Annotated in this window: 18 protein-coding genes and 5 pseudogenes; 14 read left to right on the forward strand and 9 right to left on the reverse strand. The window is 70.3% G+C overall.

Features of this window, described 5'->3' with window-relative positions; genetic code table 11:
• Positions 1-52 precede the first annotated feature (52 nt).
• The 5 genes and pseudogenes from OG259_RS03730 to OG259_RS03750 all read left to right on the forward strand — a co-directional run.
• Positions 53-574 (forward strand): hypothetical protein, encoded by a 522-nt coding sequence (locus tag OG259_RS03730; RefSeq protein WP_328940865.1) that lies wholly within the window; start codon positions 53-55, stop codon positions 572-574.
• 41 nt (positions 575-615) lie between these two features.
• Positions 616-945: a hypothetical protein gene (locus tag OG259_RS03735; protein WP_328940866.1), complete on the forward strand. Its 330-nt coding sequence runs from the start codon at positions 616-618 to the stop codon at positions 943-945.
• Between the two features lie 141 nt (positions 946-1,086).
• Positions 1,087-1,297, forward strand: a pseudogene (locus OG259_RS03740) (transposase); the annotation flags it as partial.
• Positions 1,288-1,774, forward strand: a pseudogene (locus OG259_RS03745) (alpha/beta hydrolase); the annotation flags it as partial. The pseudogenes OG259_RS03740 and OG259_RS03745, both read left to right, overlap by 10 nt.
• A gap of 639 nt (positions 1,775-2,413) precedes the next feature.
• Positions 2,414-2,648: pseudogene (locus tag OG259_RS03750) on the forward strand (glycosyl transferase); the annotation flags it as partial.
• A 367-nt stretch (positions 2,649-3,015) separates the two neighbouring features.
• Here OG259_RS03750 and OG259_RS03755 read toward each other — a convergent pair.
• Positions 3,016-4,443 (reverse strand): hypothetical protein, encoded by a 1,428-nt coding sequence (locus OG259_RS03755; RefSeq protein ID WP_328940867.1) that lies wholly within the window; start codon positions 4,441-4,443, stop codon positions 3,016-3,018.
• 279 nt (positions 4,444-4,722) lie between these two features.
• Between OG259_RS03755 and OG259_RS03760 the strand changes: the two are divergent.
• Positions 4,723-4,886: pseudogene (locus OG259_RS03760) on the forward strand (IS481 family transposase); the annotation flags it as partial.
• 3 nt (positions 4,887-4,889) lie between these two features.
• Here the strand turns inward: OG259_RS03760 and OG259_RS03765 are convergent.
• A pseudogene (locus OG259_RS03765) lies at positions 4,890-6,089 on the reverse strand (sulfatase-like hydrolase/transferase).
• A gap of 85 nt (positions 6,090-6,174) precedes the next feature.
• Positions 6,175-6,273 (reverse strand): putative leader peptide, encoded by a 99-nt coding sequence (locus OG259_RS41700; protein ID WP_398436726.1) that lies wholly within the window; start codon positions 6,271-6,273, stop codon positions 6,175-6,177.
• Between the two features lie 170 nt (positions 6,274-6,443).
• On the opposite strand from OG259_RS41700, the gene OG259_RS03770 reads away from it, so the two are divergent.
• The 4 genes from OG259_RS03770 (at position 6,444) to OG259_RS03785 (ending at position 10,537) form a co-directional block, all read left to right on the forward strand.
• Entirely contained in the window at positions 6,444-7,118 is a 675-nt protein-coding gene (locus OG259_RS03770; RefSeq protein ID WP_328940868.1) for a PadR family transcriptional regulator, read from the forward strand.
• Positions 7,119-7,855: 737 nt separating this feature from the next.
• Positions 7,856-9,196 carry an MFS transporter gene (locus OG259_RS03775; protein WP_328940869.1) on the forward strand — a complete coding sequence of 447 codons (1,341 nt, stop codon included), beginning with the start codon at positions 7,856-7,858 and terminating at the stop codon, positions 9,194-9,196.
• A complete protein-coding gene (locus OG259_RS41705; protein ID WP_443051910.1) occupies positions 9,193-9,669 on the forward strand; it encodes an SUMF1/EgtB/PvdO family nonheme iron enzyme in 477 nt (158 codons plus the stop codon). Before OG259_RS03775 ends, OG259_RS41705 begins: the two co-directional genes overlap by 4 nt.
• A gap of 37 nt (positions 9,670-9,706) precedes the next feature.
• Positions 9,707-10,537 carry an SGNH/GDSL hydrolase family protein gene (locus OG259_RS03785; RefSeq protein WP_328940870.1) on the forward strand — a complete coding sequence of 277 codons (831 nt, stop codon included), beginning with the start codon at positions 9,707-9,709 and terminating at the stop codon, positions 10,535-10,537.
• 452 nt (positions 10,538-10,989) lie between these two features.
• On the opposite strand, the gene OG259_RS03790 is transcribed toward OG259_RS03785, so the two are convergent.
• The 4 genes from OG259_RS03790 to OG259_RS03805 form a co-directional block, all read right to left on the reverse strand.
• Positions 10,990-11,922 carry a DUF1206 domain-containing protein gene (locus tag OG259_RS03790; protein ID WP_328940871.1) on the reverse strand — a complete coding sequence of 311 codons (933 nt, stop codon included), beginning with the start codon at positions 11,920-11,922 and terminating at the stop codon, positions 10,990-10,992.
• Positions 11,923-12,219: 297 nt separating this feature from the next.
• Positions 12,220-12,387 (reverse strand): hypothetical protein, encoded by a 168-nt coding sequence (locus OG259_RS03795; protein ID WP_328940872.1) that lies wholly within the window; start codon positions 12,385-12,387, stop codon positions 12,220-12,222.
• Positions 12,388-12,418: 31 nt separating this feature from the next.
• On the reverse strand, positions 12,419-12,775 hold the full coding sequence (locus OG259_RS03800) for a PRC-barrel domain-containing protein (protein ID WP_328940873.1): 357 nt from the start codon (positions 12,773-12,775) through the stop codon (positions 12,419-12,421).
• 204 nt (positions 12,776-12,979) lie between these two features.
• The gene (locus OG259_RS03805; RefSeq protein ID WP_328940874.1) at positions 12,980-13,543 is read right to left on the reverse strand and encodes a TetR/AcrR family transcriptional regulator; all 564 of its coding nucleotides are present in this window, start codon (positions 13,541-13,543) and stop codon (positions 12,980-12,982) included.
• A 112-nt stretch (positions 13,544-13,655) separates the two neighbouring features.
• Here OG259_RS03805 and OG259_RS03810 point away from each other — a divergent pair, with 112 nt between their 5' ends.
• The 4 genes from OG259_RS03810 to OG259_RS03825 all read left to right on the forward strand — a co-directional run bounded on the left by OG259_RS03810 (position 13,656) and on the right by OG259_RS03825 (position 15,891).
• Positions 13,656-14,342: an SDR family oxidoreductase gene (locus tag OG259_RS03810; RefSeq protein ID WP_328940875.1), complete on the forward strand. Its 687-nt coding sequence runs from the start codon at positions 13,656-13,658 to the stop codon at positions 14,340-14,342.
• 36 nt (positions 14,343-14,378) lie between these two features.
• On the forward strand, positions 14,379-14,633 hold the full coding sequence (locus tag OG259_RS03815) for a hypothetical protein (protein ID WP_328940876.1): 255 nt from the start codon (positions 14,379-14,381) through the stop codon (positions 14,631-14,633).
• 122 nt (positions 14,634-14,755) lie between these two features.
• Positions 14,756-15,760 (forward strand): NADP-dependent oxidoreductase, encoded by a 1,005-nt coding sequence (locus tag OG259_RS03820; RefSeq protein WP_328940877.1) that lies wholly within the window; start codon positions 14,756-14,758, stop codon positions 15,758-15,760.
• Positions 15,761-15,768: 8 nt separating this feature from the next.
• Positions 15,769-15,891, forward strand: coding sequence for a hypothetical protein (locus OG259_RS03825; protein ID WP_328940878.1), 123 nt, complete (start codon positions 15,769-15,771; stop codon positions 15,889-15,891).
• On the opposite strand, the gene OG259_RS03830 is transcribed toward OG259_RS03825, so the two are convergent.
• Both OG259_RS03830 and OG259_RS03835 read right to left on the reverse strand, forming a co-directional pair.
• Positions 15,892-16,515 carry a PadR family transcriptional regulator gene (locus tag OG259_RS03830; RefSeq protein ID WP_328940879.1) on the reverse strand — a complete coding sequence of 208 codons (624 nt, stop codon included), beginning with the start codon at positions 16,513-16,515 and terminating at the stop codon, positions 15,892-15,894.
• 61 nt (positions 16,516-16,576) lie between these two features.
• On the reverse strand, positions 16,577-17,587 hold the full coding sequence (locus tag OG259_RS03835; RefSeq protein WP_328940880.1) for a formylglycine-generating enzyme family protein: 1,011 nt from the start codon (positions 17,585-17,587) through the stop codon (positions 16,577-16,579).
• Positions 17,588-17,690 lie beyond the last annotated feature (103 nt).

Here is a 17,690-nt window from a genome sequence, read left to right on the forward strand (position 1 = left end):
CGTCTGTGCCGTGTGATCGGATCGACCACGGCTGTTCGAGGAGTCTCACGTCATGCGTTCACGCGTCATCGCCGTCACGGCCGCCGCGCTCGCGGCCACCGCGGCACTCGCGCAACCCGCCCACGCCGCCCCGCTCGTCGACGGGGTCTACCGGTTCGCGGCTCTCACGGACGGCAAGTGTCTGGTCTGGCCCAAGTCTCACGCGAGTGTCGGCGTGGTGTCGCTGGGCGACTGCGCGGAGACCGCGTCCACCTCGGCGAACTGGCAGGTGCTGCGACGCCCCGACGGGAACATGGAAGTCTCCCCGTCGGGCTCGGACCCGCGCACCTGCCTGAAGGTGACGTCGTACCACGGCGTGTCGGTCACCAGCTGCGGTGACAGGTACGCCGAGTGGACCGTCTCCTACGGCTCCGACGGGCCCGGCAGCGTGGTGTGGGCCGACATCGAGCACACACCCGGCGACTTCTCCCCCTCGTTCGGAAAGATCGTGGACGATCCCGGCGTGAACGGTCGGATCGTGGTGAGGCACGCCCCCATCGAACCGCACTACTGGGCATTGCAGCCGGCCGGATAGGAGTCGTCGGGCCGATCGCGGTCTCGGATGCCCGATGACCCTTGCCGCCTCGTGCCGCCGGCGGCCGGGGCGACCAGGCCGCGCTCGGTCGTCATCAAGCTGATCGCCCTGCCCAGGCCGAGCGGGTCGCGGCCGTCGCGCGGCACGATCCGGGTCCGGCGCCGGGGCTTGTCCTGCCGGGTGACGCCGTTCTTCTTCGCCGCTTCGCGCTGCTGTCATCGCTGCTGACGGCGGGCGACTCAGCGTTCGCACCGCACTACCGCAGTACCGCGGACGCGCTGGGGCTGGAGACACCGACCGGCGATGCCGAGCTGCAAGACGTCATCGAGGCGGACGTGCAGCAGGTGTTCGATATCTGGCGGAGGCGATAGCACGCAGGTCTCCTGCCGCGCCTATCTCCGGTAGGTGCCGCCATCCGTGCCCGGCTGCCTCGGAGGGGGCACGGATGGCCTCTCACTGGGCGAGGCAGAAGGAACCGCCGGGCGGTGTTCACCGAGCCCGATGATCACGGACTGGGTCGCTCACGCGGCGGGTTCACCACCAAGCTGCACCTGGCCGTTGAGCAGGGCCAGAAACCCATGGCGATCGTGATCACGGCCGGGCAGCGCGGCGACTCGCCGCAATTCGAACCGGTGCTGGAGAAGGTCCGCGTGCCCCGCATCGGGCCCGGGCCGGCCACGCGTCCGCCCCGATCGGGTGTGGGCGGACGAGGCGTCGCGGTCGCCGGCGACTCCGTGGGCGGCAACATGAGCGCCGTGCTGACCCTGCTCGCCAAGGAACGCGGCGGCCTGACCCTCGCCCACCAGGTGCTCTTCTACCCGGTCACCGACGCCCGCTTCGACACCGATTCCTACCGCCAGTTCGCCGAAGGCTACTTCCTGCGGCGCGACGGCATGCAGTGGTTCTCGGACCAGTACACCACCGACGAGAGCCAGCGCGCCGAGATCACCGCCTCCCCCTGCGGGCCTCCCTCGAGCAGCTCAGCGGCCTTCCCCCGGCGCTGGTGATCACCGCCGAGGCCGACGTGCTGCGCGACGAGGGCGAGGCGTACGCCGCCAAGCTGCGGCAGGCCGGGTCGAGGTGACCGCCATCCGCGTTCAGGGCGTCATCCACGACTTCGTCCTGCTCAACGCGCTGCGCGGCACCCAGGGCGCGGAGGTGGCCATCGCCACCCTGCGCACGGCCCTCGCCGCCCACTGACCGTGGCGGCCGGCGGGCGGGGACCTGCCGCGGGGCGGGTCCCGGCCGCCGACACGCGCCCGTCCCCAGCCCGAGGGGACCCCATGGCCACCGGCGACACCACCCCCGAGGGGCCCGAGCACCCGACCCGGCCCGACGGAGGCCGCCACCACGAGCCCGACCTGCGTGGCATGACACGCATCACCCTGAGGCCCATCGCCTCGCCGATGCCACTGGGCTTCTACACCGTGGCGATCGCCTCGACCATCGTCGACTGCCTCCAACTCGGCCTGTTCGAGGACGGCGCCGAGCACGCCGTCGCCCTCACGATCCTGCCCGCATTCTTCCTCCAACTCCTTGTGGGCTTCCACGCGTTCGGTGCCCGGGATGTCCTGGCAGCGACCCTGATGGCCTGCTTCTCCGGGATGTGGCTTGCCAGCTCGCTGGTCCTGGCCACCCAGCCGCCGGGCGGCGCCCGGGTACTGGGCGTGCTGAACCTCTGCTTCGCCCTCTTCGCCCTGCTGATGGCGAGCGTCGCCAGACCCAAGCGGGCGCTGTGGCTGGTGCTGTGCACCGCCGCCGCTGCGCTCGCCGTCCGCGCGGGCCGGATCACCGCCCTGGGCGACGACGCCGAGGTGATGGTCGGCGTCCCATCGTCAGCCATGTCCTGCCCCAGCCTCGCGCGCGGACAACGGCTGGCCTGCCGATCCCATAGCCCCGTCGAGCCTCTTCCTCGACGGGGCCGTCCAGGCCCTCCCACAACCGCGCGCCGCCCACGACGACGATCCGGCCGACCTGTACCTCTACGACACGGCGCATCTGCGGAAGCGACACGTTCTCCGGCCCGCCCGCCCGGGCCCTCGCCCTGTTCCCGAGAGCGATGCAGCCGCACGCGCACGATGCACTCGCCGCGTACGTGACGGGCCGACCCGGACCCTCCAGACCACTCTGGTCTGCGGACTCGTGTGATCACCGGGACCTTGAAGCACCCCTGCCCCGCTGGCGACCCGCGGCCAAGGTGGTGCCGGCCGTCACCGACCTTGCCGCACCATCCTCATCTCCCCGTGGCTGGACATCAGCCTGACCGACCCGCGCATCGCCCTGCTCGAAGACCACGACCCCTGGCTCGCCGTCCCCGGCGCACGCTACGCCGGCGACCTCTACCGCGGCGCACTCCCCACCGACCACCCACACGTCAGCCCCTCCTGCCGATCCCCGAAGGCAGCCAGAAGCCGGACCTCGATGCACCAAGGGGACACGCCCTACTCAGCGGTGATCCGCAGCACGCCCGTGGTGGTGCCCTGCAGCACCACCCGGCCCGGCGCGATGCTGCCCACCATCTGTAGCGTGTCGAAGATGAACCCCGCCCCGAGGTAGGCCGTCCGCACCGTCCGCCCGGTGGCCGGGTCGATCTCGGCGTACGAGTACGGGTCGAGCACCGAGGTGCTGCTGGTGCCGGGAATCACCGGGTTGCGCAGCACCGTACGGAGCAGCCCGTCCGCGGTGGACAGCCTCGGCACCGCGGCCGACCTGGTCTTGTTGTCCCACTTCAGGTCGCAGCCCGAACCGTCGGCCCGGACGTCCACCCGGCTCAGCCCGCCCCGGTAGTTGTCGGAGGCGGGCACGCTCGGCCCGGCGTCGTCCGGCAGCTTCGGGTACGGGTAGCCGTAGGTGCTCGCCACGAAGATCGAATTGCCCACTGCCACGGGGGAGTTCTCGCTGCCGCTGCCCCCCGCCTTGAGCACCGGCACCGAGCAGACGTGCTGACCCGTGTCGGTGCGGTAGACCAGCAGGTTCACCGTCGGCGCGGCGTTGTCGACCACGGTCACGTAGTCGGTGCCGTTGGTCGGCCCGAAGAAGGTCGGGGTGGAGCCGGTCCCCCAGCTCAGCTGGCCCGGCTTGCGCGCCGGGCCCCGGTCGTACGCCTGACGCCAGCTCACCTGCGGCGTGCCGTCCGCCGCCGCGGTCAGCAGGTAGGTGGCGTGCGTGGTGGCCACCGCCGTCCCGTCCGGCGCGGTGGAGATCGAGTTGGACACCCGCTCACCGGCCGGCAGTGCGAAGGTCCGGACCACGCCGTTGCGGTCGTCGGCGGTGCCGACCACCCCCGCGCCGGTGGCGAACCAGACCCGGCCCTGCCAGTCCGGCGACAGCCCGGTGACGGCGTCCCCCTCTGGCACCGCCCCGGCCAGCGACAGCCGGGAGTCGACGTACAGCTCCCAGCCGCCGGAGGCGGTGCGACGGTGCCCGATCCGCAGCAGGTCCCGGTTGCCGTCCACCGCGACCAGCTGGTCCCGGTTGTCCAGGTAGGCGTACACACCCCCGAGCAATGACCCCTTGGCCAGCGTCAGTTCGGCCACCGACTCACTGGTCGCCGGGTCTAGCAGGTGGACCGTCGGGGCCAACCCGAAGATCTCCGTGCAGAGCGCGACCGGATAGCCGTCCGCCCCGACCAGCACGGTCGGGCAGGCGGACTGCAACGCCGTCCGGTTCGACCGGATGCTGCCTGCACCCGGCCCCGGCAGCGGGGTGGCGTCGGAGGATCCGGTGTCCCCGTGCATGGTGGCCGTGCCGACCGGGCCCGCGAACGGGTTGGCGGGCGGCAGGGGGCTGTACGAGTCGGCGGCATGCGCCGGGGTGAGGGCGGTCAGCAGGAGGGCAGCCGTAGAGAGCACGGCAGCGCGAGTGCGCATGCGCATGGGGGTCCCGTCAGAGGAGTGTGGACACAGAGGTGCACTCCGCCCGGCAGGACGAGAAACGGCCCGGAAACACCCGGGCAGGAGGCACCGCGCTCAACAAGCGCGGCGACAGATCGCCGAACACGCACGGGCCAGGTCGACATCAAGCCGACGGCTCAGGTGTGCGTGACGGGTCATGCCCCCATGATCCGGCCCTGGCATCCCGCCGCACAACCCCCGTCTCACGGTACGGAAGGCAACTCAGCTACCTCCCGACCGCGCTCCCGAGGGGTACGGGCCCTCCTCGACGAGTGGGCCGACCTGCGGCCCTACACCTCGAGCAACGAGCGGACCGAAGCCCTGGCAGGCTTCCTCCACACCTACAACCACCGACGCTGCCCTACGCACACGACGGACACCCACCCATCAGCCGCGTCGACAACGCTGCGGGTCAATACAACCTAGGCCGGCGTGGGATAGGGATGCAGGCCGGCGTTGGTCTCCTCCCAGGCGGCCTTGAGTTCGGCGAGCAGTGCGGGCTGCCAGGCGGCGTGGTCGGCCCACTCGCTGGGGTCCCGGCTGAGGTCGAAGAGCTGGTCACGGCCGTTGACGAGGGCGTTCTATGCCGCCCTCCTGGAGAGAGGACTTGGCACCGTTGAACGGCCAGTTGTGGGAGTAGCGTTCGCCGCCGTTGTCGCTGGCGAAGACGACGATCGTGTCGCGCTCCTGCCCGGAGCGCCGCAGCGACTTGAGGACCTCGCCGACCGAGCGGTCCAGGCCCTCGACCATCTGCCGGTACTTGTCCAGGGAACCGCCGTCCAGGTGCACGAGGGCGAGACGGGCGGCGCTGGTGTTGCCCGACCTGACGGCCTTCTCCAGCCGGGCGGCCTCCTCCGTGTCACCGTCGGCGGTCCAAGGCCAGTGCGGGGTGGTGAAGTTGAGGTTGAGCAGCCACGGCTTCTCGTGCCGGCGCTCGATGTACTGGCTCGCGCGTTCGGTGAGGATCCTCGTGTAGTACCGCAGGTCCTTGTAGGGAACTTCACCCTCGTAGAGGTCGTACTGCCCGTTGCTGGTGAGCTTGGAGTAGTACTCCAGCGCCCCGGCGAAGTTCCCGAAGAACTCGTCCCAGCCCGACCTCGTCGGCGAGTGGTCGGGCAGGAAACCGTAGTGCCACTTGCCGATCAACGCGGTCGCGTAGCCGCTGTCGCGCAGCAGCGAGGCGAGGGTGGGGTGGGGTGGGGTGGGTCGGCTCCAGACCTGCGGTGGCGTCCTAGACGATCGTCTCGTCCAGTCCTGCACTGATCCGCCCGGGGTAGCGGCCGGTGTAGAGGCTGAGCCGGGTCGGGGAGCAGGTCGACGACCCGGCGTAGGCGTCGGTGAACCGCACGCCCTGGGCGGCGAGACGGTCGAGGTTGGGGGTCCTGATGCCGGGTGAGCCGTAGGAGGAAAGATCCCCAGCCCAAGTCGTCGGCCATGATGAACAGGACGTTCGGCCGCTTGGACCGGCGGCCTCGCACGGCGCGGAACGGCTGCTCCTGCGCGGCAGCCGGGGAGTCGGCTGCCTCCGCGTGCGCGGCGGTGGCGGGCAAGCCGACGGCGGCCGCCGCCCCGGCTCCGAGAGCTCCACCGAAGGCACGGCGGGACAGCTTCTGATCGGGCATGGACACGGTGCGCTCCTGAACAGGGCCCGGCACGAACACGGCGCAGGCCCGGAGTCGAAAGATGAGGGAGTTGGAAGATGGGTGTTCAGGAAACGGGTCGACACAGCGCGCTGGCGACCCGCTGCAGATCGACATGGCGGCGCTCCGCCAGGGGAGTCCGCGGGCCGGCGAACGACGACTGCATTCTTCCGCCCCTCTCGTCTCCCGTCGGAACGCGGCTCAGGTCAGGTCATCACCTCGGGCCCGCCGATAGGTACCGAGTTCCATAGCCAGCGGGCGCAGCGCGTCAAGCCCGGCCGGGTAGCATGGAGCACCCCGACATCCACGCCCACGACTCTCCGGAGGAAGCAGCCGATGCGCCTTGAGCACGTGATCCTCGGCCTGCTGGCCCTGCGCCCCGCCTCCGGCTACGACATCCGCAAATGGATGGAGGGCAAGGGCAAGTACCTGAGCTACGACGTGCAGCTGCCGCAGATCTACCGCACCCTTCCGCGCCTGGTGGACAACGGCTGGGCGGAGTTCGACCTCGACCCGCGCGAAGGCCGCCCGGACGCCAAGGTCTACCGGCTGACCCAAGCCGGCCGCGACGCTCTCCTCGACTGGGCACGCTCACCGTACGAGCCCTCACCGCGCCCGGCCGACCCCGACTTCCAGCTGCGATTCCTCTTCGCCGGCCAACTCGGTCCCGAGCACGCGATCGCCGTCCTGCGCACCGAACTCGACTACAGGCTGGCCCACTTCGGGGAGCCCGGCTGGATGGACTTCACCGCCCTCGGCCTCGACCCCATCCCCGACATCGACACCACCTGGGTCCGCAAACTCCACCTCGCCGCCCACCAACACGGCTACGCCTCCACGGCCGCCTACATCGCCTGGCTCCAGCTCACCCTGGCCAGCCTGGAAGCCGAAGCCGGACTCCCGCCCAGCCCCACCCCGTACCGAGGCCCCGCCATGACCAGCCCTGGCACCGGCCCGAAGCCCGAGGGCGGCAACGACCCCGAACCCGGCCACTCACCGGGCCGGCCTTGAGGCACGGATCCAACGGCACAAATGCCGGGCCATTGATCCAGGCATCGTGACGGCAGCACGGGAGGGGTGCGACGACTACCGCCCCACCTGCTGCGGCTGTTCTCAGTCCAGGCGGACATAGGCGATCCCTGCGCTTGTTGTCGACCCCGGGGCCGGGGACCGCGTCGACCCCGGCGACCCCACCTCGGACCTCGCGGCCCTGTACGGCGTCCTCATGGGCCCCCTACAAGAGACCCGCACGTCCTCCGAATCGGTCACGTCCATCATGAACGGCTTGATACGGCCTTGATAAGCACGAGCCGAATCCATTGACCCATCGGTCCGCAGGCCCTAGAACACTCATCACATAGATGACAGTGCACATAGGGGGGTGGACCGAAGATGGTGAAGTTCGAGTGCGTGCTGCCCGCGTTGCTCGCCGGGCGCCCCTGGAGCGGTTTCGACCTGGGGCGATGGGTGGAGACGGAAGGGCCTGCGGTCGCGGGCCCACCACAGCCAGATCTACCGGCTGCTCGGCCGGATGGCGGACGACGGCTGGGTGGAGTTCGAGGTCAACCCTCGGGAGGGACGGCCGGACGCGAAGGTCTACCGGTTCCAGGACCCGCTGCCCGAGCTGGACCGGAGCGTGGCCCAAGAGGTGGCTGGTGACGGGGTGGCCGCCTCGTCACCAGCCGACACACCCCTTTCCCCGTGCATCTCCAGCGAAGAGACCACACACGTAGAGGAAGCGAGGCGTCATGCCCGAGCTTATCCACGATCCCGGCAGGACCGGACAGACCCCGGCCGCCCATGTTCCCGGCCGCCGGCGTCAGTTGTCGCTCCTGGGCGGAGCCATGCTCGTCGACAACACCGAGGCCGGCATGATCGGCGGCCTGTTCCCCGTGATCCGACAGGCCCTCGGCCTCTCGCTCGGCGCCCTCGGCATCCTGACCGCCGCGGGCAAGCTGGTCGGCGTGATCACCGCACCGCTGTGGGTCTGGGCCGCCCACCGCTGGTCCCGCAAGACGGTGCTCGTCATCTGCGCGGGTCTGTGGGGCGTCTGGGGCGTGGCAGCGGGCTTCGCCCAGAACTTCACCCAGCTCCTGCTGTTCTCGACGCTGCTCGCCGCGGGATACGCCGGGGCGCACCCGATCATCACCACCTTCGTCGGTGACCTGTACGACAGCACGTCCCGGGGCCGCGCCGTCGGGATGCTGTTCGGGGCGACCGCGCTCGCGTCCTCCGCCTTCGCCGCGCTCAAGGGCCAGCTGGCGGGCGTCGAGGACGGCTGGCGCTGGGGCCTGTGGGCGATCGGCGCGTTCAGCATCCTCTTCGGCCTCGTGCTCTGGCGATACCTGCGCGACCCGGGCCCGGGCGCCTCCGAGGCGCAGCTCGCCGACCTCGACCGGACGGCCCGGGAGGCCTCCGGCCTGGTGAACCGACACCAGGTCGCCTCTCTTCTGAAGATCCCCACCTTCGTGGTCCTGCTGGTCTCCAGGCTGCTCTCCGGTCACATGCTCGTCTTCTCGTTCGCCGTGGTCTTCCTCGTCGAGGTGTACGGCTTCACCACCCAGACCGCGTCGGTCGTCCTGATGCCCATCGGCATCGGGTACTTCGCCGGAACGATCCTCGGTGGTGTCGCCGCCGACTGGGCCGCCCGGCTCAGCCCGCGTCACGGCCTGCCCGCCGTGCTCCAGGCGGCCCAGATCCTCTTCGCCGCATTCGCGTTCCTCGGCACACAGTTCCAGTACGGCGGCTTCGGCCTGTACGCGCTGTCCTTCGGCCTCATGGGTGCGGCGCAGGGCGTCAACCCGGGCATCAACCGGCCGATGATCATGGCTGTGGTCCCACCCGAGCTGCGTCCCGCGGCCTTCACCCTCTACATCTCCGTCTTCGAGGCGATCGCCTGGGCCGTGTTCGGCCTCGGCGCCGGCTTCCTCGGCGACGCGATCGGCCTTCGCTCCGTCTTCCTGTGGGTCCTGGTCGTCCTGATGCTGGTCAACGGGGCGTTCCTGACCCTGCTGCACCGCGCCTACGCCCGCGACACCGCCCGCATGCAGCACAAGCTCGACCGGCGACGCGAACAGGCCCTGTCATGAAGCCGGACTCCCCCGCGCGAAAACCGGGCGACGAGACTGCGGGACACGCCCCCGATGCGCTCGCCGCCTGCTGTGCGCCGGTACGGTTCTGCGGCGGTTCCGGCGCCCTTCTGCCGCTGCTCTCCTCACCGCGGCCCCGCCACGACCCCCCGGCTGACGGCATGGTGCTGCTGCCCGGCGGCACGTTTCTCACCGGCACGGACGACACGGAAGACTTTCCCTCCGACGGCGAGGGGCCGGTGAGGTCGATGCGGCTGAAGCCGTTCCTGATCGACGTCTGCGCCGTCACCAACGACGCCTTCGCGCGGTTCGTCGACGACACAGGGCACGTCACCGAGGCCGAACGCTTGGGCTGGTCCTACGTGTTCGCCGGATTCCTGCCCGCGGCCCTGCGCCGGGGCGCCGCCCGCACCGCGATCACCCCCGACAGCACCAGGGGCCACGCCGGATTCCGCTGCGCCCGCAGCGCCTGAACACATCTCACCCGCACCCACCCACCCGGAGACCGTCATGCGCAAGAGCCGTATCTTCGGCATGCCCAGACCCCGCGTCCGTGCCCTCGCCACCGTCCTCGCCGCGCTGACGACGGCGGCCCTCTGCCTCACCACCACCGGTTCCGCCCTCGCCGCCCCCACCGCAGGCATCCATTACGTGGCCCTCGGTGACTCCTACTCCGCCGGCGGCGGTTCCTCCACCACCTACCTCAACGACTGCAACCAGAGCGTCAACTCCTACCCCTACCTCTACGCCCGGCTCACCACCCCCGACACCTTCGCCTTCCAGGCGTGCGGCGCCGCGAAGACCACCGACGTCCTGGCCAACCAGCTGAGTCCGCTGGACAGCACCACCACGCTGGTCAGCATGACCATCGGTGGCAACGACATCGGGCTCGGCACGGTCATGGCGACCTGCCTGTTCGGCAGCGACAGCGCCTGCCTGGACGCCGTCGCCACCGCCGAGACCACCGCGCGCACCGAGCTCCCCGGCAAGCTCGACACCGTGTACGACGCCGTCCGCGCCCGCGCCCCACAGGCCCGCGTCGTCATCCTCGGCTACCCCAGGTTCTACGACCTCACCGTCCCCGCCTGCCCCGGCATCAGCGCCACCAAGCGCACCGCGCTCAACAAGGGAGCCGACGCCCTCAACAACGTGATCCGCGACGAGGTCGCCCAGCACAGCGGCTTCGTCCACGAAGACGTCGCCGACCGCTTCACGGGCCACCAGCTGTGCGACGCCGCCCCCTGGCTCCATGCCCTCAACTGGCCCATCGGACAGTCCTTCCACCCCAACGCGGCCGGCCAGTCGGGGGCCTACCTGCCCGCCCTCCAGGCCGCCGCCTGATCCGAGCCTCGGTGTGCGCTCCGTGGCGAGCCGCCGCCCGGCCCACTGAGCCGCTCGTCACCACTCCACGCTGCACACAACACCGGCCGGTTTCTCCCTCACGCGGAGAGGTTCGCGTGGGCAGACACCGGCCGGTACCGGTGCAGGCCAGTCACATGGGGGCGGCGTCCCCGCGGCCCCGCTCGCTCTCCCTCGTGCCCTGCTCCTCGATCCGGCGGGCTTGTCCTTCGGCCGCTGACGCTCCGCCGGGTCAGTGGCACGCTCCGCGGCCTGCTCGATCTCCCCGTCCAGGCCCGCACGGGCTGGGATACCGGAACCGCCGGGCGCCGAAGGCGGGACCGCGTACGGACTCCGAGTACGCCTGCACTCCCTGTCCCGCGCACGGCGGATCGCGCGCCGCAACCGCCCCGAACGGAGACCAATGGCCCGGGGCGGTGGACAGGTTCGCCTTTCTAGGACGCGCTGGGGCGTGGCCCCGAGGTTGAAGCCCCGGTCGGCTGTTCTGCCGGATCCCCGTGTTCAGCGGCTTTGCGCCAGCGGGCTTCGCAGAACGAGTAGAGGCCGAACAGTACGAGGCCCACCGCGGCGGCGATCAGGAGTACGGGCCCGGCGGGGGTTTCGGCGAACGAACGCAACGTCTCGTCCAGGCCCTTGGCCTCGCTGGGGTCGAACCGCACCGCGGCCAGCAGGACGAACAGGCCGGCCACCGCCGCGAGCGCGCCGCACGCCACTCCGCCGACGGTTCCCAGCACCGCGACGACCCGCCGCGTCGCCGAGCTCATCTCGTCCGTCCGGAGATTCTTCTCGAACTTCCGCATCAGGCCGCGCACCAGGATCACCACGCCCACGATGACCAGAACAGCCCCGAACACCCCGACGATCACTCGCCCACCCGGCCAGTTCAGCACCCTCGCGGTGTACTCCTTCGACGTCTCGTCGCCAGGGCGGCCCCCGGAGGATCCACCGGCCAGCGCCGTCTGCACCACACCGATACAGATCACCGTGTAGAACACCGCCAACCCCAGAGAACCCAGGCGACGCGTCCATTTGTCCCCGCCTTCCCCCGTCTGCCCGAACACGGCCTCCGACAGCCGCCACAGCGCCATCGCCGCCAGCCCCACCACCAGCGCCCACAGCAGCATCCGGCCGAACGGCTGCTCGCCGAGGGTCCCCACCGCGCCGGACCGGTCGGCCTCCTGGCCGCTGTCGCTGCCGAGGCCGATCCGCACGGCCAGAATCCCCACCAGCACGTAGATCACTCCCCGGGCACAGAGCCCGACCCTGGACGCGACCTCCACGGCACGGCTGTCAGCCAGGCACAGACCCCGGGACTTGGGCTGAGCGACACTGTCGCCCTTCCTGATGGCCCTATCTGGCACCTCCACGTGCCGGATCGAACCGAACAGCGCACCCGTAGGGCGGGGCGGACGCGGTGGTCAGTGTTCGACGGCGTCCTTGACCTCCGCCCACGCCTGTTTCGTACCGGCCCTGGTCCGGTCACCGCGGGTCTTCGGTCCCAGGGCGCGATTTCTCCGTCTGTTCTCTCCACGGTAGGGCTGTCCCGTCCCGGAAGTCACCACCCGAGGGCCGGACCTACCCTGGAAACAGGGATCATGATCACTCCTGGGATGTGAGGAAGAGCGGGTGTCACCAGCGCAACGGCACCCCCATCACCGCGCACCTCAGCGAAGGGGGCGGCGTGAGGAGTGTCGCAGGCGCAGGCCGAAGTAGACGACGTCCGCGGCGAGCAGGACGATGCCGATGATCAGCAGGTAGAGCAGCCCTTCGGCGGTGGCGCCGATGATGCCCAAGACCATCGCGACGACGAGCACGGCCAGAAAGAGAGTCACGACGGACACCTCCTCGGTCGGGCGGGGCAGCTCAGCGGCGGGCCAACTGCCGCTCGCCGTTCGGCCCCGGCTGGTAGGGCAGGCCGTAGTGCTGGAAGACGGCTTCCTCGTCCTCGAAGGGCAGCACATCGTCCATGCCGATCGAAGGGCAGTCCTTCACCAGCGCCTTGTCGTGGGCGACCTTCACATAGCCCGGCCCGACGATCGCCCCGTCCAGCGGGACGAAGACCAGACGGTGGCGGGTGGGCAGGCCGATCTGGACCGTGACCATGGCCGGCTCGTCGGTGCTGGTGTCCACGTAGACGGCCTCCAGCACTCCGATCCTGTGCCCTCCGGCGTCGAGCACGTCGTGGGTACGCCACTCACGGATATCCGCCATCCCGATCATCCTGAGCCCCTTCGGCCGTTTACATGCCCGATGTGGCCTGCTCACCCCTCCCAGCCTGACTCCTCCCCGCCTCCGACACCAGCGCAGCCGCTTCCGGCCTCCGATGCCGTTCCTCGGGCCGCCAGGCGGCGGCCGTGTGGACAGCTGTTGCTCCTGGCGGGCCGGTACGTTTCTGCGGCGTACCGCCCGGCACCGTGTCCCTGATCAGTTGGTTTCCGTCAATGCCGTGCGCGCGGTGGTGAGGATCTCCTCGGAGAGCGGGGAGCCCTTGGTGGCCCGGGCCAGGACGAGTGCGCCGACCATCGTGCACAGTCGCGTGATGCCGTCCTGGCCGCCCTCGGTGGCGAGCCACTCGGCGAAGTCACTCACTCCCTCGGTGTAGACGCGGCGGGCCTCGCGATCTCCGGGTTCGCGCGCCATGTCGCCGGCGAGTGCGGCGGCGGGACACCCGTCCGCTGCACTATCGCGGTGCTTGATGGAGAGGTAGGTGTCGATCAGCTCCTGCTGGGCGGCGTCACGCTGCCCTGCATGCTGCTCGAGTCCGTCGTTGCGGAGCCGGGTGAGTTCGTCGAACGCATGGGCAGTGGCTTCGTCGATGAGTGCCTCCTTGGAGGCGAACTGCTTGTAGAAGCCGCCGTGGGTCAGGCCGGACGCCTTCATGAGGTCGGCGACGCTGACGTGGGTGCCCTGCTCCCGGAACAGCCGGGAGGCGGTTTCCACGACCCGCCGACGGTTCTCCTCCGCTTGCGCCTGCGATACACGGCCCATCAGCCACCTCCCAATTGGATGTCGTTTGACATCTATCATAGACCGAGAGTTAGATTGCAACCGTAATCTAATTAGCGCGGGTCGCTCGATGCCCGCAACGTTGGGAGTAGGCATGGAACTGAAGGACGCGGTCGCGGTGGTCACCGGCGCCAACCGGGGGCTCGGGCGACAGCTGGCCGCCCAGCTCGTGGAGCGCGGAGCGACGGTGTACGCGGCGGCCCGCCGCCCCGAGACGGTGGACCTGCCCGGCGTCATCCCGCTGCGGCTGGACGTGACGGACGAGGAGTCGATCCGGGCCGCGGCCCGCACCGCGTCCGACGCGACGCTGCTGGTGAACAACGCGGGCATCTCCACCGCCACGCCGCTGATCGCGGGAGGCCTGGACGCGGTACGCCTGGAGATGGAGACGAACTTCTTCGGTCCGCTCGCCGTAACGCGGGCCTTCGCCCCCGTCATCGAGGGCAACGGCGGCGGCGCCGTGCTCAACGTCCTGTCCGTCCTGTCCTGGCTGCACCCGGCCGACCTCGGGTCCTACGCCGCGGCCAAGGCCGCGGCATGGGCCCTGACCGACGCGACCCGGGAGGAACTGGCACCCCGCGGCATCACCGTCTCGGCGCTGCACGTCGGATACATGGACACCGACATGGCAGCAGGCGTTCCCGCCGATCAGAAAGCCGACCCCGCCGATGTCGCCGCACAGGCCCTGCACGGCATCGAGACGGGACTGCCCGAGATCCTCGCCGATGAGACCACCCGGTACGTCAGGCAGAGCCTGGCCTCTTCACCGAATGCGGCGTGAGACACGTCCCGCCCCCTTCCCCTGCCAGCCCCCTCTGTGAGGACACCTGATGCGTTACACGACCTTCGGACGCCGGACCGGACAGCCCGATCATCGGGCCGCGATCTCACCCAGCTCGACCACTACCTGGGCGCGCTCGACGTCCACCTGACGCCGCAGCAGTTCGCCCGGCTGTCGGAGGTCAGCGCGGTGCCCCTCGGAGTTCCTCACGAGGCGATCACCGGATCCCTGAGCGGCATCCAGGGAGGCGACACCAGCCGCGTCATCGCCCCGGCCGCGCCGGTGAGCTGACACCTCCCGCATCGGCGACGGGCCCCGAAGGGCTGAAGCAAGTGCCACAAAATGTCTCGTACTGGGAGAAGCCCAGGAGAGACAGGGATCCCGCCCCATGCGGACGGGCAACGGAGACGACGATGAAGACCTTCATGATCGAGCGGTACGACGACAAGGCCGGTGTGCGCGCCGCCGATATGCCCGACCCGCAGGTGGGCGCCGACGACGTCCTGGTCCGGATCCACGCGGCGAGCGTCAACCCGCTGGACCTCAAGATCCGCGACGGGGACCTCAAGGCGATCCTGCCGTACCGTCTCCCGCTCATCCTGGGCAACGACCTCGCCGGGACGGTGGTCCAGGTCGGATCGGCCGTCACACGGTTCGCGGTGGGCGACGAGGTCTACGCCCGGCCCGACCAGGACCGCATCGGCACGTTCGCCGAACTCATCGCCGTCCACCAGGACGACGTGGCGATCAAACCGGCCACCCTCACCATGGAGGAAGCCGCGTCACTCCCCCTGGTCGCCCTCACCTCCTGGCAGGCCCTGGTCGAACGGGCGCACGTGCAGCCAGGCCAGAAGGTCCTGATCCACGCGGGCTCCGGCGGCCTGGGCACCATCGCCGTCCAGCTGGCGAAGGCGCTGGGCGCGCACGTGGCCGCCACCGCGAGCACGGCCAAGGTCGACCTGGTGAAGGACCTCGGCGCGGACATCGTCGTCGACTACAAGAAGCAGGACTTCGAGACGGTCCTCCACGACTACGACGTCGTCCTGGACAGCCTCGGCGGCGAGACGCTCGAGAAGTCCCTGCGGGTACTCAAGCCCGGCGGGAAGGTCATCAGCGTCGCAGGCCCTCCCGACGCCGCCTTCGCCCGCGAGCTGGACGCCAACGCGATCCTCCGGCTGGCGATGCGCGCGCTGAGCTTCAAGACCCGGCGCCGCGCCAAGCGCCGCCACGTGACGTATTCGTTCCTGTTCATGAAGGCCGGCGGCGACCAGCTGCGCAAACTCACGGCGCTCATCGAAGCAGGAAAGATCCGTCCCGTCGTCGACCGAGTCTTCCCATTCGATCAGACCCGGGAAGCCATGGAGCACGTCGAGAAGGGCCGCGCCAAGGCCGGCAAGGTCGTCGTCACGATGGCCTGACCCGTTCCGTGTCCGTGCGCGGCGTCGACTTCGTCTACCGGCAGCTCGGCCCGCAGGTCGGCGTACCGCTGATCCTCCCCCACCGCCTGGCCGCGGTCCTGGACGACTGGGACCCACGCCTCATGTGCTGATCAGGAGCCGCCCTGCTCGCCAATGGCTGCGCGACCGCGGTAGGGGGCTCTGCTCGGGGCCTGGCCTGCCGCGACCTCCGCCTTGGCGAGGGTGAGCTGAAGCCACGCGATGTAAGCGGCGGTGCTGCTGTAGCCGAATTCGTGGGCCGAGAGCTGGATGGCGCGTGCCCACGCGAGGTCGATCTCGGGGACCGGGTCCAATGGGATGGTGGTGAAGTCCATCCATCCGGTTTCGCGGAGTCGGGCGAGTCGGTAGTCGAGTTCGGTGCGGAGGATTTCGACGGTGAGCTCGGGGCCGAGCTGTCCGGCGAAGAGGAACCGGAGTTTGAAGTCGGGGTCCATGGGGCGTGGAGACGGTTCGTACGGTGCGCGGGCCCACGCCAGGAGTTCGTCGCGGCCTGCGTCGGTGAGCCGGTAGACCTTGGCGTCGGGTTTGCCGTCGCGGGGGTCGACCGCGAACTCCGCCCAGCCGTTGGCTACGAGGCGGGGCAGGACCCGGTAGATCTGGGGCAGTTGCACGCCGTAGCCGATGTACTTGCCCGGGCCGTCCATCCACTTGCGCATGTCGTAGCCCGAGAGCGGGCGCAGGGCCAGCAGGCCGAGAATGACGTGTTCCAGACGCATGGCGGGTCCTCAACAGAGCGGGGTCGGTACGGATTGCTTCAGGGGCCGGTTGGGGGGCGGCTCACCGTAGTGCATCCGCCGGGGCGGGCCGCTTGTCCTCGGTGAGGTCGCGGGCGATCCGGAAGCCGCAGTTGCCGGCGGAGGACTCGGGGGTGTTGGCGGAGCGGGCGGCGAGCCGGTAGCGGTTGCAGTAGCTGTCGTGGCAGAGGTAGGAGCCGCCCCGGGTGACACGCGCGGAACCGGTGCGCGGGCCGAGCGGGTTGTGCCGGGGCGAGCGACGGTAGTAGGCCGGGGAGAACCAGTCGGCGCACCACTCCCAGACGTTGCCGGCCGTCTCGTACAGGCCGTGTTCGTTGGGCGGGTAGGAACGTACGGGCGCTGTGGTGAGGTGGCCGTCGCTCAGGGTGTTGTGGGTGGGGAAGGTGCCGTGCCAGATGTTGCACCGGTCCTCGCCGTCAGGGGTGAGCGTGTCGCCCCAGGGGTAGCGGCGGCCGCGGTGTCCGCCCCTGGCCGCGTACTCCCATTCGGCCTCGCTGGGCAGGCGGCCACCGGCCCAGCGGCAGTAGGCGACGGCGTCGTCCCAGGACACGTGCACGACGGGATGGTCAGGGATCTCCTCCCAGTGGGAGAGCGGTCCGGCGGGGTGGGCCCAGTCGGCGCCGGCGACGTCGAGCCACCACGGGGTACGGGGAGCGCGCCCCAGGACGTCCCGGACCCGGGCGCGCAGGGCGAGGTGGAAGACGGCGGACGAGCCGTAGCGCTCGGCGTCCGTGCGGTGGCCGGTCGCGGCGGCGAAGGCGGCGAACTGGGCGTTGGTGACCGCGGTGGCGGCGATGGCGAAGGGGGCCAGCTCCACCCGGTGCACGGGCTGCTCCCCGTCCGACGGGTATCCCTCGCCGAAGCAGTCGCCCATCAAGAACTCCCCACCGGGAAGGGCCACGAACTCCGCCCCCTCCGCCCCTTTCGACCGGCTCTCCGGCCGAGCGGCGGGCGGGGTGGGTACGGACGGCACCGGCAGGAGTGTCGTGTGCGTGTGCACGGCCGTGCGGCCCGGGGTGCAACAGCTGTCCATGGCCGACTTCTCCTCGCTCCCCGGCTGCGGCTCCGGGACGCCTTCATATGTACGCCAGAACTCATGGCCCGGCAAGCCTGAGAGGTTGGCGACCTCTCCGCCA

This window comes from Streptomyces sp. NBC_00250 (assembly GCF_036192275.1).
Lineage (GTDB): Bacteria > Actinomycetota > Actinomycetes > Streptomycetales > Streptomycetaceae > Streptomyces.